Raw genomic sequence first — 21,891 nt, forward strand, 5'->3', positions numbered from 1 at the left:
TTGGTAATTATCAATTACTACCCAGTCACCAGTCACCAGTCACCAGTCCCCTATTACAAGGAGTGTAAAAAATCCGTGCATATTCATACCCTTGAACAATGGCAGCATTCTCACGATTTTTCTGTAGATCAAAATCAGGCAGAAAAAAATACTAAAATTGTGATGCTGCTGACGGCATTAACAATGGTTGCGGAAATTGCCGCAGGAACGTTTTTTGGTTCGATGGCTTTGCTTGCTGATGGTTGGCACATGGCCACTCATGTTGCAGCTTTTGGAATTACGATTTTTGCTTATCAATATGCACGCAATAATGCCAATAATCCCAAGTATACTTTTGGCACAGGAAAGGTTAGTGTTTTGGGTGGTTTCGCTAGTGCTGTAGCGTTGGCAGTGATCGCTTTTGTGATGGGAATAGAATCACTGGGGCGGTTTTTTGAACCGCAAAATATTCACTTTAATGAAGCAATTGGTGTGGCTATTATTGGCTTGGTTGTGAATATCGCCAGTGCTTTTTTATTGCAAGATAATCATCATCATGAACATCATGAACATCATGAACATCATCATCATGAACATCATGAACATCATCATTATGAACATCATGAACATCATCATCATGAACATCAAGATCATAATTTGCGTGCTGCTTATATTCATGTTTTGGCAGATGCACTAACTTCTGTGTTTGCGATTATTGCTTTATTTGCTGGTAAATTTTTGGGTTGGGTGTGGATGGATGCAGCAATGGGATTTGTGGGTGCTGCGGTAATTGCTAAATGGTCTTATGGTTTGGTGCGTGATACGGGTTTAATTTTATTAGATGGATCAGGTGATAAACAAATCAAATTAGCTATTGTTAATGCTATAGAAGAAAATGCTGATAATAAGGTTACAGATTTGCATATTTGGTATGTGGGTCAGCATCATTTAGCTGCTACAATTTCTTTAGTTACCCATTATCCACAAACACCGGAATATTATAAAAATCTCCTCAAAGATATTCCTTCTCTTGCTCATGTTGCTGTGGAAGTTAATCATTGTCAAGGTGAACCTTGTGTAGATATTCATGCAGTCTAAAATTCTGACTGATGCTGTAAGTTATAATGGTTTCAGTTCTAATTATTCAGGAGGTGAGATGATGGTTATTGCTAATACCAACCCGCCGATTATTACCCCAGAGATCACAAAAACTCACTTTACTCCAAATGAGTATAGAGAGATGGAGGAAATCGCTAAAGAACGCCACGAATACCGCGATGGGGAGATTATTGTTATGCCTGGAGGTTCAGAAATTCATAGTGCGATCGCTAGTAATATTTTAATTTATTTGGGATTTTTGCTCAGAGATACTGATTTTCGTTTTTATGGTGGTGATTTGCGGGTTTGGATTCCTAATTTTAATCATGGAACCTATGCTGATGTTATGGTAATTAATGGTGAACCAGAGTTTAATAATAATCGCACGGATGAAATTCTCAATCCTCTCCTAATTATTCAAGTTCTTTCACCTTCAACAGAAGGTTATGATAGAGGGAATAAATTCAGAAAATATCGTTCTCTTCCTAGTTTTTGTGAATATGTACTGGTTAGTCAAGCTGAAGCTTATATTGAGCAGTATTATAAACAGGAAGAAGAAAATAACCATCTTTGGCAATTGAAAGCTAATGATCATATTGATCAGTCAGTTTTTCTGCACAGTTTAAATATAGAACTTCCCATGAAAGAAATTTATCGACGGATTAAATTTTAAATTAAATTTAAAAGCGATATTTTCACACACAACATCTGATAATATCACTCATCTATTAGAGTGCGTTAAGAACATTTAACGCACCATGTATTTCATGTTTATAAATTGCTAACTGCTTCGGCAATTTTTCCTGAAACAAAAGGTAAAATTTCCCGACTCTTAGCTTGTGCTTTTCCTTCGGTAAATACTATTAACAAATAAGGACGCTGTTCTGGTAATTCAATATAAGCCGCATCATGGCGCACAGAACTTGTCCAACCGGCTTTTGACCAGATTTGACTATTTTGGGGTAAACCACCGCCTAAAAAGCCTGTAACTTGGTCTTCTTCCACATCTTGGGGTAACTCATCAGGGTTAAGACTGCGTTTGAGTAAAGACATCATTTGTTGCGATCGCCCACTGGAAACCGCCACCCCTCCCACGATACTATGTAATAACCTGGCAGTGGCATTAGTTGTTAACATATTTCTATTTTCAAACATTTCCCCATAAAACGCCCTTTCTCTACCAAAAGGACCATCACCCCAAGTTTTTTGACAAACATTAATATTTGTCATTTCTTCCCAACCCAAAGATTGATAATAACGGTTAATAATTTGGCGTTGATATTTCCAAGTTTCAAAAGGTCCTATAGGTAATTCTGGTCCTGAAGTAGTACCGCTGAGAATATCAACTATTAAACTGGTAGCATCATTGCTGGATTCAATAATCATATCACTTAACGCCCGTTCTAATTCCTTAGAGGTGTTAGTCATGCCTTTTTCTAACCATTCATGAACAGCAACTAAATAGAATAATTTGACAACACTTGCAGGATAAATACGTTCTCCACCACGATAATTAAAACCTCTCACACCATGACCCCAAAAAGCGTCAGGAGTCAAAGCGCCACCAGTATTTACAGGAATTGGAGGATCATAAACAACCCAAGTTAAAGCAATTTGATCACGGTTTAAATTAGGAAAATTAGAAAAAGTAGATTCTAAGATTTCATTACCGAGATTTTCTAGTTGTTCGTTGTGATTGAAGAAAACCATTTGCGAATAATTCCTTGAAAATATCAAAATGTGAATTTCTTTATTTATTCTAACATTAATTGTATACTAATTATTATGTGCAACAAATTATAATTCATGCGGCGTGATTCCATTTTTTATAAACTCTTTCAACAATATCCATCGCTGTTATTTCAGCTTTTAGACAATCCACCTGCAAATGCAGACGAATATATATTTGATTCTGTAGCAGTCAAAGAACCGAAATTTGAAATTGATGGTGTATTTTTACCACCTGAAACCGAAAATCCGGGTGCTGTTTATTTCTGCGAGGTGCAATTTCAGAAAGATGAAAAACTCTATGAAAGAGTATTTGCTGAATTTGCATTATATTTCTATCGCAACCGTGATAGATTTAGTGATTGGCAAGCAGTAATAATTTACCCATCTCGTAACACAGAACAAAGCGATATTTACCCTCATCGTACACTATTGAATGGTGAACAAGTTCATCGTATATATTTAGATGAATTGGGAGATATTCAGCAATTACCTGTATGGGTAGGATTGATGGTACTGACAACCTTAGAAGAAAGTCAAGCACCAGCAGCAGCAAGGTATTTGTTAACAAGAACTAAACAAGAAATACCAACACCATCAAATCAAGTCATAATAGAAATGATCACCACGATCATCTCGTACAAATTTGAAAACTTAACCCGTAGCGAGGCTGAAGCTATGTTAGGAATAACCCTCAAAGAAACTAGACTTTATCGAGACATAAAAGAAGAAGGAAGAGAAGAAGGTGCAGAACAAGCAACAATTAATTTAGTGATCCGACTTTTGACTAAGCGGTTTGGAGAATTATCAGCAGAAAGACGTGCTGAAATTTTTGATTTACCGTTATCTGTACTAGAAGATTTGAGCGAAGCATTGTTAGATTTTACCAGTTTAGCTGATTTAGAAACTTGGTTAACAGAGGTGAAAAAATAAAGTCTAAATTCCGGGTAAAGGTTACAAGTTTACCTTTGCCCTTTTTTCGCTTAAAATTCGCTAATCTATCAAAATCAAAAAAATGAATTTTATAATGAATTTTATAATGAACTTTGAAAATTATTTACAATCCCTACAAAAAAACTTACAACGTGGTAGTGAAAGCACCCATTACCCTGCTTTAAAAAGCTTACTTGATCAACCATCAGCACAAATTGAAGCCACCATAGAAGAAAAAGGTAATAAAGCCGTTATTCCTGATTTCACCATCAGAAAACGAGATTTATTAATAGGCTATGTAGAAGCGAAAGATGTAGGTGTAGATTTAGAAAACATTGAAAAAACAGAACAATTAGAACGATATCGAGAATCCCATATTGGGGCAAATTTTATTTTAACAAATTACCTAGAATTTCGCTGGTATGTTGATGGTAAAATGCGGTTAAAAACTATCACGTTCTCTGTTTGAGGTGAGCTAACGATCAAGTTTTATCATAATTTCTGTATTTGATATTCAGCAGGGAGTCGCTATTTGTTTTATGATTAAATATTCCCAGAAGGAAAAAATATGAAATGGCGTGTTATTTTAGAACCCGATCCTGAAACCGGAGATTGGGCGGTTTGGTGTCCAGAATTACCTGGTTGTGTTTCCGCAGGTGAAACAGAAGCAGAAGCTTTAGAAAATATTCGTGAAGCGATCGCACTTTATCTAGAACCTGACACAATTATATTAAAACCAGGAGCAGTCATGCGAGAGGTTTTAGTAACATGACTCGTATCCGCAGAATGAATGCAGATGAAGTTGAAACTATCTTAAAAAATTACGGGTTTGAATTAGTGTCACAGAAAGGTAGTCATCACAAGTGGGTTAAAAGACCGCAAAAAAGCGAATAGAAGTTTATCCTTTGATGATATTCTGCATTATCAAAAAATAGTAGTTGCTTTAACAGAAACATTAAAGATTATGACAGAAATTGATCAGATCATTCCTGAATGGCCAATTACATAAATTTGATTAAATTCTCGGAATGTTGGGTTTATCCACTTACTCTAATCTACAAATAGAATACTCTTTTTAAAACCAAACATGATATAATCCTTTAAATCCTGATTCTGATCACAAAATTCTGACTTTTGACTTTTGACTTCCCGAAAGGTGTCCTGATTCTGACAAAAATATGTCTTTAAATTTAAATTTACTAATTCCCCATTCCCCAACAAACGAATATCAATGTCTAGCTGACCTCAATTTATATGATGCTCCTGAATGCGTCCGGTTAGCAACTCAAGCTGCTGCTGGTCGCAATTTACGCATTACATCAAATCATCAAGATACAGCAGTTCAAGTTTGTTTATGCGAAGATGATTATCCGGGATGGGTTGCTGTTAATGATTTGTCATTATTACAACCTGCTACCACACCCTACGAACCTGCATTTTTTACTGAATCAGAAATTAAAAAACTACTCCCAGAGGTAATTGAATTTACTCAACAAGCAATGCAGCAAAATAATTATTATTTGTGGGGTGGAACAGTAGGACCCAATTATGATTGTTCTGGTTTAATGCAAGCTGCTTTTGTATCTGTGGGTGTGTGGTTGCCAAGAGACGCTTATCAACAAGAAGCTTTTACCCAACCGATTAATATTAATGATATCGAACCAGGGGATTTAATCTTTTTTGGAACTCCGCAAAAAGCAACTCATGTAGGTTTATATTTAGGTGATGGTTATTATATTCACAGTTCAGGAAAAGAACAAGGACACAATGGAATAGGAATTGATCAACTTTCGGAACAAGGAGATAAAGTTAGTCAGTCATACTATAAACAATTACGGGGTGCTGGTAGAGTTGTGAAAAGCTATGTTAGTCAATTGATAATTGATAATTGACAATTGATAATTATTTATAGGACTTACGCAAGATTGGACTGGGAACGAGATAAACCCAATTTTTTGTTAAAATCAACCATCAGCGATCGCCTATCAGCAATGACCAATTACCAACTACCCATCACCCATCACCCATCACCTATCACCCATCCCCAATTACCTGATGTATCCGTAGTTGTACCGATTAAGGATGAAGTAGAAAGTTTGCCTTTATTACTAGAATCCATTTCTACAACTTTAACAGCTAGTGAGTTAAGTTATGAAATTATCTGTGTAGATGATGGTTCTACGGATGGTTCACCAGAATTTCTCAAGGAACAAGCACAAATTCGCACTGATTTAAAAGCGGTGATTTTGCGGCGTAATTACGGTCAAACTGCGGCTATGTCTGCGGGTTTTAATTATGCTACGGGTAAAGCAATTATTACCTTAGATGCTGATTTACAAAATGATCCGGCTGATATCCCCATGTTATTAGCAAAATTAGATGAGGGTTATGATTTGGTGAGTGGTTGGCGCAAAAATCGTCAAGATGGGGCAATAAATCGGTTACTTCCTTCAAAAATTGCTAATTGGTTAATTCGTCGTACCACTAGCGTCTATATTCACGACTATGGTTGTTCTCTCAAAGCCTATCGTGCAGAATTAGTTGCAGATATGAACCTTTACGGAGAACTACACCGATTTTTACCAGCTTTAGCTTATATAGAAGGGGCAAGAATCACCGAAATGCCTGTGCGTCATCATGCGCGACGCTTTGGTAAAAGTAAATATGGCATTTCTCGGACTTTTCGGGTGTTGATGGATTTATTAACAATTCTTTTTATGAAAAAATTCCTCACCCGTCCTATGCACGTTTTTGGGTTGTTTGGCTTGTTGTCAATGGTTACAGGTGGCGGACTAGGAATTTATTTAACTTTCCTGAAACTGGCTTTTGGTGCAGATATTGGTAATCGTCCTTTATTAATTTTAGCGGTTTTATTGTTAGTTACTGGTGTACAGTTATTCTGCTTTGGTTTGTTAGCAGAATTATTAATGCGTACTTACCACGAATCTCAGGGAAGGCCAATATATCGAGTGCGGGAAGTAGTGGCAAAAAATGTTAAGTAACGTAACAATAGAAATATAAAATTACTAAATATTACATTGCATCTGCCGTGAAAAATTTTGAGACTATTGACGCTAATTTGCGGCGCAACCTACTAATATTATTTGCAGCAGGTTTATTATTCTGGTCGGCTTTAGCTTCTTTGTTGCCAACATTACCTTTATATATAGAATCTCTAGGGGCAACAAAACAACAAATTGGCATTGTCATGGGCTGTTTTGCCATCGGGATGTTGGTATTTCGTCCCCAATTGGGGATTTTAGCAGACCGTCAGGGTAGAAAAATTGTGTTACTGATTGGGTTGGCAGTAGCAGCGATCGCACCTTTGGGGTATTTAGCAGTAAAATCACTACCCTTATTAATGGTAATTCGTGCCTTTCATGGTATCAGTATTGCTGCCTTTGGTACTGGTTTTATTGCCTTAGTGGGAGACTTAGCACCAGAACACCGTCGGGGCGAAATCATTGGTTATATGAGTTTAGTTAATCCCATCGGTATGGCACTAGGTCCAGCTTTAGGGGGATATTTACAAGCCACAGTAGGCTACACACCTTTATTTATCGCATCTACAACTTTAGGTTTTTTGGGCTTACTCTGTCTTTTACCCGTTGTTAATCCACCTGTGATTGAAAAACCTAAAGACTTTACAGAAGATAAATTTTGGCAACTTATTACCAGTCCCCGCGTCCGTGTACCTGCTATAGTTTTGTTACTGATTGGTTTATCGTTAGGGACAATACATACCTTTATTGCCTTGTACGTGAAATCAACAGGAGTAGATTTAAATGCAGGGTTGTTTTTTACCGCCGCTGCCATATCCAGTTTTAGTGTCAGATTATTTGCAGGGCGGGCTTCTGACAAATATGGACGCGGTTTATTTGTTACTTTGAGTTTGATTTCTTTTACTATGGCACTGTTATTTATTTGGCAAGCAAACAGCGCCTTAACATTTTTAATAGGTGCAGTTGTTGAAGGTGCGGCTTCTGGAACTGCTATTCCCATGATTTCTGCAATGATGACAGATAGAGCCTTACCCCATGAAAGAGGGCGAATTTTTGGCGTGTCTTTAATGGGATTTGATGTAGGACTAGCTATAGCCGGTCCAGTTGTAGGTTCTATTGCCCAACAAATCGGCTATCGCAGTATGTTTGGTTTTGCTATGGGCTTAACTTTACTGGCTGTGCTGATTTTTATTACACAGTCGAGTAAAAGTGTTACCAAATCTTTCCGCTTTGCCCTTGGCCGTGGTGAAGATGCCTATGCTTTAAAAAGCAGGGTGTAGTTATCAATTGATAATTGATAATTGACAATTGATAATTGTTTCATTCAAGGCTTCCGCCGTGAGCGTTAGCCATACGGTTTAAAACCTCCTCTTTCATGGGGAAAAAGCCAAAAATTCCGCTTTCTCAATCCTCTTCCTTGAACGGAGAAGTAATTGTCAATTGTTCATTGTTAATTGTCCATTATTGAAACCTATTCCCCAGTCACCAATCACTAGTCACCTAAAAAAATTGCACAAACCCACTTACCGAGTTTGTGCGATGATTGTTATTTAACGGGCGAGGAGGGATTCGAACCCCCGACACCGTGGTCCGTAGCCACGTGCTCTAGTCCACTGAGCTACACGCCCTTAACCAATGAATCTTATAATAACACACACTTCCCAAATGACGCAAGAGGTTTTTTCAAATTCTTCCCATAATTCTCAAAATATTTCTCAACTTTCTCATCTCACCCCCCAGGGAGAGGCGCAAATGGTTGATGTGTCTGGGAAAGTCGCCACTGTGCGGGAAGCTGTGGCTACTGCTAAAGTGCGAATGCTCCCAGAAACGTTAGCAGCTATTGAAGCGGGGAATACTCCTAAAGGGGATGTTGTGGCAACTGCTAGGTTAGCGGGTATTATGGCTGCTAAACAAACAGCTAATTTAATTCCCCTTTGTCATCCCTTACCTTTGCAAAAGATTACTGTTGATATCACACCAGATGCACAACTACCCGGTTATCAAATTTATGCCACAGTCAAAACCAAGGCGGAAACTGGTGTAGAAATGGAAGCTTTAACAGCGGTTTCTGTTGCTGCTCTTACCTTATATGATATGGCTAAAGCTCTGGAAAAGTCGATTCAAATTGAATCTATTAGTTTAGTCAGTAAGACAGGTGGAAAATCTGGAAATTATCAGCAATTTTAGATTTTGGATTTTAAATTTTGGATTGGGTAATTGGTAATTGCTAATTGCTAATTGGAAAAAATAACATAGATTACCCAGTCACCAGTCACCAGTCACCAGTACCCAATCACCAGTCACCAATAATAACGAGAATGTGTTAACATCTGTAACAAATTCACAAATTCACAAATATTAATTATTTATGCCTCCTCGTTGGCCACGCAAACCAGATCGTAAAGATCCAGAGTTCCGTAAGTTAGATGATCGGATGAATTTTGCTTTTCATGTAGCTGTTGCTGCTACTGTTAATTCTGGGTTGTGGTTTTTCCACATCTTGAAATCTACATCCTGGGAATGGTTGACACCATTAACTCTAGGTTGGGTAGGGGTAATATTGCTGCATTTCATTTATATTAGTGCGATCGCTAATTACTCAGAAACTCCACCCTCATCAACCTGAAGACTGACTGCTAATGCTGGGGCGTTGTCACCGATGGTAGTAGATACAGTCTAGCTAATTGCGCCATAATATGAAATAAGCTGAAATCAACTAAAAATCTGCGCCCTTGTTTTGTAATGAGGTTATTTTATGGCTACAACTCCTACCACAGAAATACTAGAAGCCCTAGCAGCAGAAATAGGCGAAAATGTCTATATAGATATTGCTAAATGGCATCTTTACCTATCTGATGCCAAACTTCATACCGTCGTTGCTGAAAAATTATATCCTTTAATTGTTGATAGAAATGTCAATGAAGACAGAGTTTTACAATTATTAGCATCCATCCCTGTGAAAATTGGTGGTGGGAGAAAAGAACTACCTTTGATTGATTTATTGCCGCTGCAATGTCAAGTAAGCTTGGTTGATATATTGGAAAAATATCAACGGGAAGTTTAAGTTATTCAGGAGTCAGGAGTCAGGAGTCTTAATGGCGAAGCATTCGGCCGATAAATTATCAATTTTTATCACAGGTTATTTTCCTGTAAGGGCGAAGCATTCGGCCGATAAATTATCAATTTTTATCACAGGTTATTTTCCGAATGCTTCGCCCCTACTTCGCCCCTACTTCGCCCGTACAGGAGTCAGAAGTAAAATTGACTTGATTTACCTGTTAATCGACGTTATTATCGGTTGTAAATTCACACATCCTTCAATACTAAATAACATAATTAAAGGAGGATTTTTGGTATGTTTTTACAAATCAAAAATAGTCGGGATTTAGTCAAAATTGTTGATTTTCAAGAATTAATTGATCCTAATAGTGAGATTGTACACGCTAAAGATCAAGAAGGACAAGAAGAACAGGAAACAGACACCTATCAAAAGGAAGATTTGGTTTTCCCATCAGGGGAAAAATTACCACGTTGTTGGTTAGATGCTAATTACCAAACAGCGCACGCTGCATAGTAGAATTAAATATCATGGTAGATATTGTAGGGGTTTAGCAATGCTAAACCCCTACATTTTTATCAATTCTCAATTTTGCATCTAATTAACAGCAGCTTTTTCTTCTACTGTCACACTTTCACCTTTAGAAAAAGCTTTAAAAATCCAAGCTGTGAAAATATGAGAAAGTACACCCATTGGACCTGCAAATAAACACAAAGCTAAAGAGTGAATTGTCCAAACTCCGGTTTTTTGACCTTCCCAATAAATCCATCTTCCGACAAATAAATCCATCACCAGAAAATGAATCCAACCTGTAGCAGCAGCTTTTTCATCTGCAAAAAATCTCGCAATATCTGCTAACTGAGGATTTGATAAAGCAGCGGCATTGTCTGGGGTAATACTGCTGACAAATAAATACACATAAGCAGCGGCTAAAACCACAAAAGGAAGAAAAGATTCCATTACCTTGCGGGTGACTTTCCAGTTAGGTAACAAAATCATTACAGCCCAAAAGGGTAAAACAAACAAATTGGCGATATTGAATAAATCGGTGATATTCATATATTAGGGAATGGGGAATTGGGAATGGGGAATTGGGAATTGGGAATGGGTGATTAAAAACCTACAGACTCCTTGATTTCCTGACTCCTGACTCCTGACTCCTTCTATATCTTACAAAGCTACTAATTGAGATTCTATTTCTGATGATTGTAAATCACGACCGATAAAAACTAAACGGGTTTGTTTTGCTTCTTCTGGTTTCCAAGGACGATCATAAAATTTTTCAAATCTTGTCCCTACACCTTGCATCACTAACCGCATGGGTTTATTAGCAACTGCGACAAATCCTTTAATTCTGTAAATTTCTTGTTGTTCTGCCAGTTTCTTTAATGTTTCTTGCAGTTTTTCCGGGTCAAAGGTACGATTTAAAATGACGTGAGTTGAATTTATTTCATCATCGTGATCATGGTCTTCTTCTGTGTCGTGATGACTAGGACGAGAATCTAAATTATCTTCAACTGCGGATTCAAATCCTAACAATATAGATGGGTCAAGTTTACCATAATCACTAGAGACGATTTTCACTTCTTTAGGTAATTCATTTTTGACTAATTCTACAACTTGGTATTTTTGTTGATCATCAACTAAATCGGTTTTATTCAAAATCACTAAATCTGCACAAGCAAGCTGATCTTCAAACAATTCTTGTAACGGTGTTTCATGTTCTAGACTATCATCTTCTTGTCTTTGTGCGGCGATCGCTTCTAAATCACTTGCAAAAGTTCCCGCAGCAACAGCAGCACAATCTACCACTGTAATTACTGCATCTACTGTAGCAGCATTGCGGATTTCTTGCCAACGAAAGGCTTTAACTAAGGGTTTTGGTAATGCTAAACCAGAGGTTTCAATAACAATACAATCAATACTATCACGGCGTTTGATTAATTCCCGCATTGTGGGGTAAAATTCCTCTTGCACGGTGCAGCATAAACAGCCGTTTGTCAGTTCAAATATATTAGTATTTTCTGGATTTTCTTGTATTTCATCTTCGGGGCAAATTTGGCAAGATTTTAATAATTCTCCATCTATTCCAAGTTCGCCAAATTCGTTAACTAATACTGCTATGCGTCGTCCTTCGTTGTTTTGGAGTAGGTGACGGATGAGGCTGGTTTTACCGCTTCCTAAAAAGCCGGTGATGACTGTAACGGGGATTTTTGTTGCCATGTTTGGTGTGTTGTTTTGTTATTTGATTTTACCATATATCGCCAGACCCAGATCCCCGACTTCTTTTTTCAACTTGTCAATAAATTGTCAATTAATCTCAGAAGTCGGGGATCTTATTTTATGATCTTATTTTATTGAACCACGAAGGCACGAAGGACACGAAGGAAGAAGAGAAGAAGGAAGAAGGAAGTATTAAGAATATCCAATTTCTATCATCTTGAAAAATTCCTGCACTACTTCATCAGGATTGTTATAACATCTTTGGGCATCAAATCTTTCTACAACTTTGATACCGTTTTTCTTGAAAATGCGTTCTCTTTCTTGTTCTTCTACTCTGCGTTCTGCGGTGTGAAATGGTCCATCAACTTCTAAAACTCCCCATTTACCGTTATAACAAATAAGAAAATCAGCTTCTTTATTTTCTCTACCTTTGGATGTGGTGAGTCTTGCTAATGAGTTGGGGACAAATAAAACTCCAGTTCTGTCTAATGCTTCAGCAATTTTGATTTCTGTTTTTGAGCGAAAACGTAGGTTTTCCCAAGTGTGAATTGTTGAGTTTGAATAAAATTGAACGCCTTGGTTATTGATATTATTATCACTTTGTGTTCTTTGGGTCTTTTCTATTGTTGTTGTTTTGGTTGAAGAAAATTTCACTCCTTGGTTATTAACAGTATTCTCATTTTCGGGAGTTTTACGTAGAATTAAATCTGTATTTTCTATTATATTTTTATATAAACTGGCAAATTCTCCAGCGTCAAAATTACCATTTATGGGTCGTCTTTCTTTTTTCTCTTTTTTCTCCACATTATCAAAATCTAAATATTCACAATCAAGATATACATATTTACAAATTACTTCGTCTAGGTTTGTTTCACTATTAATATGCCAATCTTTTATATGAGAACCTGTTAAAGTTGCATTGTGAAAATTTGTATGAATTACTTGGGATCTTTCTAAATCAGCGCCACTCAGGTTAGCCCTACTCAGGTTAGCCCTACTCAGGTCAGTCCCACTCAGGTTAGCCCCTCTCAGGCAAGCCCCACTCAGGTTAGCCCCTCTCAGGCAAGCCCCACTCAGGTCAGCCCCACTCAGGTCAGCCCTACTCAGGTTAGCCCTACTCAGGTCAGCCCCTCTCAGGTCAGCCCATCTCAGGTTAGCTTCTGTCAGGTCAGCTTCTGTCAGGTCAGCTTCTGTCAGGTCAGGTGTTGGCCCCCACGAACGATTTTCATCTCTCCACTTATTCCAAACCTCCACCCCTTGATTCAGTATTGCTAAATGCTCTGGATTTGCCATAATCTAGTTTTTATACCTAAAATTCCCAATATTCAGATTTTAACCTAATTTCATTAAGTTTAATCAAAATAGCGATCGCATTTAGCATTAACTAGGTTTTTTAGTGTTTTATATGACACAATAATTTATGTTGTGTTTTTTAGCTATTGATGTTAACTCAGGCAGAATTTGAGGAATTTATAAATGATACAACAAAACAAATTGATGGTGATATTTTATGGATTGAAGATGAAGACCATTCTCCTACCGTAGAATTTCGTGTTGAGCTTACCTCAAATCCTGGTTATCCCATTTTTGTCAAAGGTAGTTATAACCCGCTAACAGAAAAACTGACCTACGCACTCATCCATCGGGCTGCTGGTAGAATATATGCTTTGGATTTAGGACAAGATCATAAAAATCCTCATGGAAACCTAGTAGGAGAAAAACACAAGCATCGCTGGAAAGAGTCGTATCGAGATAAAGAAGCTTATGTTCCACCGGATATAACTGCTCCTGTCACTGATCCAGTCAAAGTATGGCAACAGTTTTGTCTAGAGTCAAAAATAAAGCATAATGGAATTATGCAAGATCCACCGCCATTACAGCTAGATTTATTCCTTTAATGTTAACCCCTTGTCAAGAAATTGCCAGAACGATTGGAGAGTTGTTTACCTGTTCAACGGTCAACGACTATATCCGTATACGTACCCCATTACTTTATCCTGACGGTGACGTTATTGATATATATCTAAAGGAAAAAAAGGGTCAATATATCTTGACAGATTTAGGTGAAACTTTACGCTGGCTACGGATGCAAACTATATCTGAGAAAAGGTCAGAAAAGCAAGAAACGCTAATTCAAGATACACTATTAACTCATGGTGTTGAAAAATACAAAGGAATGTTAATAATTAGGATACAAGGAAATGAAAACTTAGCTTCTGCTGTCACAACTTTATCGCAAGCAGCATTTAGAATTTCTGATATTTGGTTTACATTTAAGACTAGAGCTTTTGAGTCAATTCTAGAAGAAGTCGCAGAATTTTTAACAGACAAACAAATACCTTTTGAACAAAATAAGAAATTTGCAGGACGTTCTGGGCGTTCCCGAAAAGTAGATTTTTGCACCGAATATCGCCAACACACATCATTAATTGATGTACTAAGTACAGCAAGTGTGACAGCAGGTAATAGTAGGGCTGATAATGTTTTTACTGTTTGGTCAGACCTTAGCTACCTTCAAGAAAGAAATTACAAATTTATTTCATTATTTGACGATACTATAGACATTTGGAAACTTGAAAATATTACTCTTCTAGAACAAGTGTCTAATGTAGCATACTGGTCGCGCAAAGCTGAATTTCAAGAAATGCTCCTCATATAATATCATTTTTCATAAGTAAATTAATGAAATTTGTAAAACAATCTTTAGAATACTATTTAAACCTTAAATATTCTGTCACTCTTTACCCTGACGCAGAACAAGGTGGATATGTAGCAGAAATCAAAGACTTACCCGGATGTCTCACTCAAGGAGAAACCCTAGAAGAGATAATAACAAATATCAATGAAGCGCGGGAATTATGGATTGAAACAGCTTATGAAGCGGGTGATAATATTCCTTTACCCAGTGAAAAAAATATCATAAATGATCCACTAGCTGAGTTTATTGGAGTAGTAGAAAATGGGAGTTTAGCGCAAAATATAGATCAAGAATTATATGAATGAATAGTCAATTACTTATGGATACAAAATTAAAATATCAAGACATCATCAAAAGCATATTAACAGAAATCGCCGAATATCGTGCTTCTATACCTGATGGTTATAACTCCCAAGTTTTATTTGATGATGAACATGGACTTTATCTAGTATTAGATATTGGTTGGAATGATGATTAATATCTACATACCACACCTATTCATGTAGATTTGATTGATCATAAAATTTGGATTCAATATGATGATACAGAAGAAGGTATTGCTAATGATTTTATAGCAGCAGGTGTTCCTACACAGGATATTGTGCTTGGTTTTCGTCATCCTCAAATCAGACAATATACAAACTTTGCTATTAGTTAATATTTCATTTTTGCCTGATTTACTTCTGCCTGAAATTCCTCTAAACTCATACTATCATCAAAAATAGATATCTCATATTGAGACATTAATTCAATCACATCTAATCGAGATATTCCTAATAATTGACCTGCTTTACCACTGCTAATTTCTCCATGTTTCAGCAGCGTCATCACATAAGCTTCCTTAGCTTTAATCTCTGCTTCTTGTCTGATAGTATCTGTAACTGCATGGATGGGAATGGTAAATTCTACTTTAGTCATAAGATTGCGTAATTTATCTTAGTTTAATTGAATATTTCCCCTGCGAACTTCTCGCACAACTTCACAAATTTCTTCTGTTGTTAATGGGTTAGGATCATTTACTGCTTCTCTTCTCTTTCTTAATTCCTGCCAATCTATTTTAGGAGCTTTTTTAAAGAAAATACCATCTTCTGTGAAGCTAACTGCATATTTTTCACCATTAACAAATTGTTCTCGAATTTCTGGAGGAAGTTCTAAATTTCCTTCTGGTGTGAAAGTAATAGTAATTGTTTTTTCCATAATTACCTCATTACAGCAGGAGTCAGGAGTCAGAAGTCAGGAGTCAGAAGTAAAAGTGAGGTGAATTGAACTGACTTTATTTTACAGGACTGACGCACAATCTCTCTAGTGCGTAAGTCCTAATATAGATGATTTTAAAATTTAGGGGTAACTTCCCTCCGCTTGCTTTCATCCACAGAAAACAATCACAGGGAAATTACCCCTAATTCAATGGTTGTTAATTATAGACGAGACAATGAAAGGCTTTTAATACTGTCACCTGTCACCTGTCACCTGTCACCTAATTACTCAGCAGTCACCAATTCTGTACTACCTTTTGTCCGCTTACGAGTCAAGGTGTTATAAACCATGATACCGATCGCCTTGATCAAATTACCTTCTAACTCTTTGAACATCTTCATGTTTACACCAAAAGCGTCGTTAGCTTCTTCGACAATGCGATCGCCTGTAGCATCATCAATGGGCATTTCATCCAAATTTTGCCGATATTTGGCTTTAAATCCCTTCTCATCGCTAATATCTGCAAATTCATAAAAAGCTGTACCTTCAGCTTCACCCAGGTTCATCGCAGTTACAGCAATGTTTTTAAGAATTTGTCCACCAGACAAGTCACCCAAATAACGAGTATAGGAATGTGCAACCAACAATTCGGGTGCTGTAGCGGAAATTTCCCGAATGCGGTTTACATAAGTCTCACCAGCAGGGGATAATTTGATCTGCTCCCGCCAGTTATAACCATAGTAGTAAGCTAAATCCTGCTCTAAAGAATGCTTGCGGTTCAGTTCAGGAAAATAAATTTTACCCACAACAGGGTGATTTTTGTGCTTTTCCATCTCCTCTTCCATTGCTGAGTAGATGAAATAAAAGTTAGCAACCAGTTTCCGGTATGAATTTTTTTCTACCACTCCTTTTAAAAAGCACTTGACAAAACCAACGTTTTCTGCCATTGTATGCGCTTTTTTTGTACCTACTCGTAACTTGGAGGCTAAATTACTGCTCATGCTAAATTTCTCTACTTTAAAAAGTCAACTGTTGGGATTTTTGACAAATGGCGAAAAAATGCCACTAAAAGGTTACATTAGAACTATTTGATGAGAATTTATATTAAAATTCATTAAGTTACAGTGTTTTAGTATTTATTTATACCTTAATTCTGGCAATAGACATTTATTAGGTTATAAATACAAAGCTAATTGCTTGATTTAGCCAACAATGAGGATTTTTTATAGTAAACAATTAATAAGCACCTGTAATGTTACTTAACATAAAATCGTTAAAGTTCATAGTCATTCAGGAAAAATTACAGGTGTACTGTTTGTTAATAATTCCTCAGAATTGTTGAACAGGGATTAAAGTGTTATTCTCCGAAATGTTTAATGGTGTGGAGTGTTGAAAAATATGGTTTCTTCTATAACTCGGACTCAAAGCAGTATATCTGATGGTTATGTGGCCAGTCTTGCAAGTAATTTTGTTCCTAGTTTGCTATCCTTGCCAAAAACGCCGTTATTTGGTACAGATGGCATTCGGGGAAAAGTGGGAGAATTGTTAAATGCTCCTTTGGCTTTACAGGTTGGTTTTTGGGCGGGTATTGTTTTACGTGATCATGCTGCAAATAATGGTTTAGCAAAAAATGGACCGATAATTTTAGGTCAAGACTCCAGAAATTCTAGTGATATGCTGGCAATGGCGTTAAGTGCAGGTTTAACCGCCGCAGGGCTAGAAGTTTGGTATTTGGGTTTATGTCCCACTCCTTGCGTTGCTTATCTTACCAGCATCACAGAAGCTATCGGTGGTGTAATGATATCTGCCAGCCATAACCCACCAGAAGATAATGGTATTAAAATCTTTGGGGCAAATGGTACAAAGCTGTCAAAAGAATTACAAGGGCAAATAGAAGCGGGTTTGCGGGGTAAACTGGCAACTGTTAGCAGTGTAAGCAACTGTGGAAAGCATTATTTAAGAACAGAATTAATTGGAGATTACGGACAGGCACTGCAACAACCATTACAGCCACAAGTAAATCTGCAAGGAATGAAAATTGTCTTAGATGTGGCTTGGGGTGCGGCTGTGGGGTTAGCATCGACCGTATTTACTCAGATGGGCGCGGATGTAATTTGCTTGCATAACCAAGCGGATGGCGATCGCATTAACGTCAATTGCGGTTCTACCCATTTAGATATTTTAGCTGACGCAGTGAAAGAGTATAAAGCCGATATGGGTTTTGCCTTTGATGGCGATGCAGATCGAGTATTAGCTGTAGATAATACTGGTAGACAAGTAAACGGTGATTACATTCTTTACCTTTGGGGTTGTCATTTGCAAGAGCAACAAAAATTACCAGATAACTTGATTATTTCCACAGTCATGGCTAACCTGGGATTTGAGAAAGCTTGGGAAAAGCAGGGTGGTAAATTAATTCGTACCGCCGTCGGGGATCAGTACGTACAAGCAGAAATGTTAAAAACTGGGGGAATGTTAGGGGGAGAACAATCAGGACATATCCTATGTCGTCATTATGGCATGACTGGAGATGGTTTATTAACAGGATTACATTTAGCCGCAGTGGTGAAAGCAGCAGGAGTTTCCTTAGCAGAAATGGTAGATCAAAGTTTTCAAACCTATCCGCAACTATTACAAAACGTGAGAGTAGAAGACAGAGAAAAACGCTTAGGTTGGGAAAAATGCGAACCAGTACAGAGAGCGATCGCCAAAGCCGAAGCCGCAATGGGTGATAATGGACGGATATTAGTCCGTGCATCTGGCACAGAACCAGTAATTAGAGTTATGGTAGAAGCTGCGGATACGGAATTGGTAAACTATTGGACAAAGGAATTAGTTTCACAAGTTCAAGAACACATAGCGTAAACAGTTACAGCACTTTCCTTTGTAATGAGGTACACGATTGGCGGGCAAGACTTGTACTGAGCGGTTAGTGAGCTTGTACTGAGCGAAGTCGAAGTGCGCAGTCGAACTATGTCGAAGTATGCCCACCCCACAAGAGTTTCATAATTATGATTTGTACCTCATAATAATGAAATCTGCTGTATGTTCAAAACCAAGAAAAAAACCAAGTTGAATCAATTTTTGAGTTATTAAAAACAGCTTTATCAAATATCCAAGAATGTCAACGACGGGGGTTAAATGCTAAAGAATATGCGTTAAATAATTTTAGCTGCGATGCGATCGCACAACAAGTAATTCAAGCATATCAAGAAATTATGGCAGGAGCCAGGAGTCAGGAGTCAGAATAAAGAATTAATGGGATTGATATCCTCAGAGTTAAGAAACTTAAAATTTTGTTGCAATCTGCAAAATGTCCATAGGATAATAGTTGATTTGTGTCATACTGTCAAAGTAAAATAACTATCTTTTCTAATTACAGGGAATCTAGCATGGCTCTCCGTCTTGGTGATACAGTACCTAACTTTACACAAGCGTCTACACACGGCGACATCAATTTTTATGAATGGGCGGGTGATAGCTGGGTAGTATTATTTTCTCACCCTGCTGACTATACACCTGTTTGCACCACAGAATTAGGTACAGTTGCAAAGTTAAAACCCGAATTTGACAAACGCAACGTGAAAGCGATCGCTCTCAGTGTTGATGATGTAGAATCTCATAACGGTTGGGTAGGTGATATCGAAGAAACCCAAAACACCGCTCTCAACTACCCAATTTTGGCAGATGCAGACAAAAAGGTTTCTGACCTTTATGATATGATTCATCCTAACGCGGCTGCAAACATCACAGTGCGTTCTGTATTCATTATCGATCCCAACAAAAAATTACGTCTTTCTTTCACCTACCCCCCCAGCACTGGACGCAACTTCGATGAATTATTGCGCGTAATTGACTCTTTGCAATTAACAGATAATTACAGTGTTGCTACACCAGCAGACTGGAAAGATGGTGATGATTGTGTAATTGTTCCATCCTTAAAAGATCCCGAAGTTCTCAAAGAGAAATTCCCCAAAGGTTATCAAGAAATTAAACCTTATTTACGCATGACTCCCCAACCTAATAAATAGTTTTCATTACCATAAATATTCATTCGTAGGGTGGGTTAAAGATTTTATAACCCACCGTTTTTTTATATAATACGATAAGTTAGATCAGCAAAGTAGGATTAAAGATAATGCTATCATCACCTATAGTTTTTCAATTACCATCATCAGTTAAAATGACAGATGAACAATTTTTTGATTTCTGTCAAATTAACCGTAACTTACGCATTGAGAGAAATAAATTTGGAGAAATATCAATTATGTCACCAGCAGGATCAGAAACCGGAAACAGAGAGATTAATATTCTAGGACAGTTGTGGGTATGGACAGAAAAAGATGGTACGGGTATTGCTTTTTCTTCCAGTACAGGTTTTAAACTTTCCACAAGTGCAGAACGTTCTCCCGATGCTTCCTGGATAAAATTAGAAAGATGGAATACTTTGACACCAGAACAACAGAAAAAGTTTGCTCCTATTTGTCCAGATTTTATCATTGAATTAAGGTCAGCTTCCGATAATTTGCAACCATTAAAAGAGAAAATGATAGAATACATGGAAGAACCAGGAATACAATTAGGATTATTAATTGATCGTAAACATCGCCGAGTTTATATTTATCGTCCTGGACAACCAGAGGAATGTTTAGAAAATCCTGAAACCGTAAATTGTGATCCTATTTTACCAGGGTTTGTTTTGAATATGGCGAAAATTTGGTGATTGTGATTGTTGGTTTAATGGAAAATATTAATATTCATCCAACAAATTTTATTTCATCTTTGGTAATTTTGATTCTAGAAATAGTTTATAAACAAAAAAAGCTAAAGCAGCTATAACAGCTATTCTTGCCAAAAATAATGATATCTGCACGACAACCACAGCAGCAACCCCAAGTCCCAAAAGTTTAGCCGCAAAAATTACTGTTTTTTTCGCTGGTTTTTGAGAATTTTCTGGTTGATATTTTTGTGTTGGATAAAAAGGCGCTTCATGAGAATTTATGAGATTATCTATTTCTTGCAGTCGCTTATCTACTCGGCGTTGTAGTTTTCTATTATGTTCATCTTGTGATGTCATTTGTATTCACTCCAGATAGTGAGTTATGTTGTATTATAGCTCACATTCAAATTAGCGATCGCCATCTCTAAAGATATCATTGATTAGTTTCTCCTGTAATTTTAAATTACTTCTATTTTACCAAGCGATACCTACGGTGAGCTACAGTAACGCACCTTCAATATCTCAATAAAAAGGCGATCGCTCTCCTTCATCCCAAAAAATCGCATTTCACCCTCCCATCAGCAAAGCGATCATTATTAAACAATAAGTAAGGTTATTGACTGTTTAATTTATTTTTTCTTTGTTTATATTGTTGTTGTAATTCTATATAATACTGAATTAATTTCTGTGGATCATGCTGATTATTTTGAGAAATTTGATGACGAATTTCTCGAATTTGTTGTAGTACAGAATCATCTAGAGTAATCATTATTCATTATCCATTAATTCTAAGGGAGTTACCAAGGCTGGAACATACAAACCTAGCATAACATTAACTCGCCGAATATGCCCAAACTTGTTAGCGTTAGCTAAGTGACGACAATTCCAAGTTAGCAGGAAATCACATTTATGATAGGATGCTATGGCAAGATGGAGAGCATCACCTAAAGGATCATTAGGCATAACCTGATTTTGAATATAGGTTTGTACAATTTCCACAATTTCTGGTTCAATATCTATCAAAGGAATATCATTCAGAAGTTCAATGACTTCTTCTTTATTGGGGAAATTGCCTTTATTAAGTTCATCTAAAACTGCAATACTTGTCACAACTTCATATTGCTGTCTTACTAGACCTGTCCGAAAATTAAAAAGGCAGTCTGTGTATGGCTTTGAGGATGTTCTCATTTCAGCCAGACTTGACGTAATCATCAGGGCTAGAGATAGTTACTGTTAGTATAGCCCGGAAAAAATG

Annotated in this window: 29 protein-coding genes, 1 tRNA gene and 1 pseudogene; 20 read left to right on the forward strand and 11 right to left on the reverse strand. The window is 37.1% G+C overall.

Translation table 11 applies throughout. The features are described 5' to 3' along the window. The coding region (gene dmeF / locus FFR48_RS12830; protein WP_236104064.1) for a CDF family Co(II)/Ni(II) efflux transporter DmeF at nt 1-1,077 on the forward strand (1,077 nt) is incomplete at its 5' end. A 61-nt stretch (nt 1,078-1,138) separates the two neighbouring features. Next, nucleotides 1,139-1,750 (forward strand): Uma2 family endonuclease, encoded by a 612-nt coding sequence (locus FFR48_RS12835; RefSeq protein WP_137667648.1) that lies wholly within the window; start codon nt 1,139-1,141, stop codon nt 1,748-1,750. A gap of 98 nt (nt 1,751-1,848) precedes the next feature. Here FFR48_RS12835 and FFR48_RS12840 read toward each other — a convergent pair whose 3' ends face one another. Beyond that, the gene (locus FFR48_RS12840; protein WP_096570635.1) at nt 1,849-2,787 is read right to left on the reverse strand and encodes a serine hydrolase; all 939 of its coding nucleotides are present in this window, start codon (nt 2,785-2,787) and stop codon (nt 1,849-1,851) included. A 96-nt stretch (nt 2,788-2,883) separates the two neighbouring features. Here FFR48_RS12840 and FFR48_RS12845 point away from each other — a divergent pair, with 96 nt between their 5' ends. The 7 genes from FFR48_RS12845 (at nt 2,884) to FFR48_RS12875 (ending at nt 8,020) form a co-directional block, all read left to right on the forward strand. Beyond that, nucleotides 2,884-3,738, forward strand: coding sequence for an Rpn family recombination-promoting nuclease/putative transposase (locus FFR48_RS12845; protein ID WP_137667633.1), 855 nt, complete (start codon nt 2,884-2,886; stop codon nt 3,736-3,738). 106 nt (nt 3,739-3,844) lie between these two features. Then, nucleotides 3,845-4,207: a hypothetical protein gene (locus FFR48_RS12850; RefSeq protein WP_201277614.1), complete on the forward strand. Its 363-nt coding sequence runs from the start codon at nt 3,845-3,847 to the stop codon at nt 4,205-4,207. 99 nt (nt 4,208-4,306) lie between these two features. Further along, entirely contained in the window at nt 4,307-4,510 is a 204-nt protein-coding gene (locus tag FFR48_RS12855; protein WP_137667634.1) for a type II toxin-antitoxin system HicB family antitoxin, read from the forward strand. 14 nt (nt 4,511-4,524) lie between these two features. Beyond that, nucleotides 4,525-4,632 (forward strand): type II toxin-antitoxin system HicA family toxin, encoded by a 108-nt coding sequence (locus tag FFR48_RS12860; protein WP_228051785.1) that lies wholly within the window; start codon nt 4,525-4,527, stop codon nt 4,630-4,632. Nucleotides 4,633-4,916: 284 nt separating this feature from the next. Further along, nucleotides 4,917-5,630 carry a C40 family peptidase gene (locus FFR48_RS12865; RefSeq protein WP_096570642.1) on the forward strand — a complete coding sequence of 238 codons (714 nt, stop codon included), beginning with the start codon at nt 4,917-4,919 and terminating at the stop codon, nt 5,628-5,630. A 99-nt stretch (nt 5,631-5,729) separates the two neighbouring features. Next, a complete protein-coding gene (locus FFR48_RS12870; RefSeq protein ID WP_096572779.1) occupies nt 5,730-6,740 on the forward strand; it encodes a glycosyltransferase family 2 protein in 1,011 nt (336 codons plus the stop codon). Nucleotides 6,741-6,787: 47 nt separating this feature from the next. Continuing rightward, nucleotides 6,788-8,020 carry an MFS transporter gene (locus tag FFR48_RS12875; RefSeq protein WP_137667636.1) on the forward strand — a complete coding sequence of 411 codons (1,233 nt, stop codon included), beginning with the start codon at nt 6,788-6,790 and terminating at the stop codon, nt 8,018-8,020. Nucleotides 8,021-8,294: 274 nt separating this feature from the next. Here the strand turns inward: FFR48_RS12875 and FFR48_RS12880 are convergent. Next, nucleotides 8,295-8,368, reverse strand: a tRNA-Arg gene (locus tag FFR48_RS12880). A 37-nt stretch (nt 8,369-8,405) separates the two neighbouring features. Between FFR48_RS12880 and moaC the strand changes: the two genes are divergently transcribed. From moaC to FFR48_RS12900, 4 genes are all read left to right on the forward strand, one after another. Next, on the forward strand, nt 8,406-8,927 hold the full coding sequence (gene moaC / locus FFR48_RS12885) for a cyclic pyranopterin monophosphate synthase MoaC (RefSeq protein ID WP_096570646.1): 522 nt from the start codon (nt 8,406-8,408) through the stop codon (nt 8,925-8,927). A 181-nt stretch (nt 8,928-9,108) separates the two neighbouring features. Beyond that, nucleotides 9,109-9,366: a hypothetical protein gene (locus FFR48_RS12890; RefSeq protein ID WP_096570648.1), complete on the forward strand. Its 258-nt coding sequence runs from the start codon at nt 9,109-9,111 to the stop codon at nt 9,364-9,366. A gap of 129 nt (nt 9,367-9,495) precedes the next feature. Then, the gene (locus tag FFR48_RS12895; RefSeq protein WP_096570650.1) at nt 9,496-9,804 is read left to right on the forward strand and encodes a DUF3181 family protein; all 309 of its coding nucleotides are present in this window, start codon (nt 9,496-9,498) and stop codon (nt 9,802-9,804) included. A gap of 291 nt (nt 9,805-10,095) precedes the next feature. Then, nucleotides 10,096-10,314 (forward strand): acetyltransferase, encoded by a 219-nt coding sequence (locus tag FFR48_RS12900; RefSeq protein WP_096570654.1) that lies wholly within the window; start codon nt 10,096-10,098, stop codon nt 10,312-10,314. A gap of 81 nt (nt 10,315-10,395) precedes the next feature. Here the strand turns inward: FFR48_RS12900 and FFR48_RS12905 are convergent, their stop codons facing one another. The 3 genes from FFR48_RS12905 to FFR48_RS29440 form a co-directional block, all read right to left on the reverse strand. After that, a complete protein-coding gene (locus FFR48_RS12905; RefSeq protein WP_137667637.1) occupies nt 10,396-10,857 on the reverse strand; it encodes an ABA4-like family protein in 462 nt (153 codons plus the stop codon). Nucleotides 10,858-10,968: 111 nt separating this feature from the next. Then, nucleotides 10,969-12,021 (reverse strand): cobalamin biosynthesis protein CobW, encoded by a 1,053-nt coding sequence (cobW, locus tag FFR48_RS12910; RefSeq protein ID WP_137667638.1) that lies wholly within the window; start codon nt 12,019-12,021, stop codon nt 10,969-10,971. Nucleotides 12,022-12,213: 192 nt separating this feature from the next. Next, nucleotides 12,214-13,314, reverse strand: coding sequence for a pentapeptide repeat-containing protein (locus FFR48_RS29440; RefSeq protein ID WP_236104065.1), 1,101 nt, complete (start codon nt 13,312-13,314; stop codon nt 12,214-12,216). A 149-nt stretch (nt 13,315-13,463) separates the two neighbouring features. Here FFR48_RS29440 and FFR48_RS12925 point away from each other — a divergent pair, with 149 nt between their 5' ends. From FFR48_RS12925 to FFR48_RS29445, 4 genes and pseudogenes are all read left to right on the forward strand, one after another. Beyond that, a complete protein-coding gene (locus FFR48_RS12925; protein WP_137667639.1) occupies nt 13,464-13,919 on the forward strand; it encodes a DUF6978 family protein in 456 nt (151 codons plus the stop codon). Beyond that, a complete protein-coding gene (locus tag FFR48_RS12930; protein ID WP_137667640.1) occupies nt 13,919-14,680 on the forward strand; it encodes a DUF1828 domain-containing protein in 762 nt (253 codons plus the stop codon). The genes FFR48_RS12925 and FFR48_RS12930 overlap by 1 nt, the downstream gene beginning before the upstream one ends. Nucleotides 14,681-14,703: 23 nt before the next feature. Beyond that, on the forward strand, nt 14,704-15,024 hold the full coding sequence (locus FFR48_RS12935; protein ID WP_137667641.1) for a type II toxin-antitoxin system HicB family antitoxin: 321 nt from the start codon (nt 14,704-14,706) through the stop codon (nt 15,022-15,024). A 14-nt stretch (nt 15,025-15,038) separates the two neighbouring features. Further along, nucleotides 15,039-15,377: pseudogene (locus tag FFR48_RS29445) on the forward strand (XisI protein). On the opposite strand, the gene FFR48_RS12945 reads toward FFR48_RS29445, so the two are convergent. The 3 genes from FFR48_RS12945 to FFR48_RS12955 all read right to left on the reverse strand — a co-directional run bounded on the left by FFR48_RS12945 (nt 15,374) and on the right by FFR48_RS12955 (nt 16,917). Next, entirely contained in the window at nt 15,374-15,637 is a 264-nt protein-coding gene (locus FFR48_RS12945) for a UPF0175 family protein (RefSeq protein ID WP_137667642.1), read from the reverse strand. The pseudogene FFR48_RS29445 and the gene FFR48_RS12945 overlap by 4 nt on opposite strands. A gap of 18 nt (nt 15,638-15,655) precedes the next feature. Beyond that, a complete protein-coding gene (locus FFR48_RS12950; protein ID WP_137667643.1) occupies nt 15,656-15,916 on the reverse strand; it encodes a hypothetical protein in 261 nt (86 codons plus the stop codon). 284 nt (nt 15,917-16,200) lie between these two features. Beyond that, a complete protein-coding gene (locus tag FFR48_RS12955; protein ID WP_096570668.1) occupies nt 16,201-16,917 on the reverse strand; it encodes a biliverdin-producing heme oxygenase in 717 nt (238 codons plus the stop codon). Between the two features lie 397 nt (nt 16,918-17,314). Between FFR48_RS12955 and glmM the strand changes: the two genes are divergently transcribed. From glmM to FFR48_RS12970, 3 genes are all read left to right on the forward strand, one after another. After that, complete coding sequence (glmM, locus tag FFR48_RS12960; RefSeq protein ID WP_137667644.1) at nt 17,315-18,781, forward strand: phosphoglucosamine mutase; 1,467 nt, start codon at nt 17,315-17,317, stop codon at nt 18,779-18,781. A gap of 527 nt (nt 18,782-19,308) precedes the next feature. Beyond that, nucleotides 19,309-19,947: a peroxiredoxin gene (locus FFR48_RS12965; protein WP_096570672.1), complete on the forward strand. Its 639-nt coding sequence runs from the start codon at nt 19,309-19,311 to the stop codon at nt 19,945-19,947. Nucleotides 19,948-20,054: 107 nt separating this feature from the next. Further along, nucleotides 20,055-20,639: a Uma2 family endonuclease gene (locus tag FFR48_RS12970; RefSeq protein WP_137667645.1), complete on the forward strand. Its 585-nt coding sequence runs from the start codon at nt 20,055-20,057 to the stop codon at nt 20,637-20,639. A 48-nt stretch (nt 20,640-20,687) separates the two neighbouring features. On the opposite strand, the gene FFR48_RS12975 is transcribed toward FFR48_RS12970, so the two are convergent. From FFR48_RS12975 to FFR48_RS12985, 3 genes are all read right to left on the reverse strand, one after another. Further along, a complete protein-coding gene (locus FFR48_RS12975) occupies nt 20,688-20,993 on the reverse strand; it encodes a hypothetical protein (protein ID WP_137667646.1) in 306 nt (101 codons plus the stop codon). Between the two features lie 256 nt (nt 20,994-21,249). Beyond that, a complete protein-coding gene (locus tag FFR48_RS12980; protein ID WP_162501880.1) occupies nt 21,250-21,405 on the reverse strand; it encodes a hypothetical protein in 156 nt (51 codons plus the stop codon). Next, complete coding sequence (locus FFR48_RS12985; RefSeq protein WP_201277615.1) at nt 21,405-21,746, reverse strand: type II toxin-antitoxin system VapC family toxin; 342 nt, start codon at nt 21,744-21,746, stop codon at nt 21,405-21,407. Before FFR48_RS12985 ends, FFR48_RS12980 begins: the two co-directional genes overlap by 1 nt. Between the last annotated feature and the right edge of the window lie 145 nt (nt 21,747-21,891).

This window comes from Sphaerospermopsis reniformis, from assembly GCF_005402885.1.
In the GTDB taxonomy this organism is placed as follows: domain Bacteria; phylum Cyanobacteriota; class Cyanobacteriia; order Cyanobacteriales; family Nostocaceae; genus Sphaerospermopsis; species Sphaerospermopsis kisseleviana.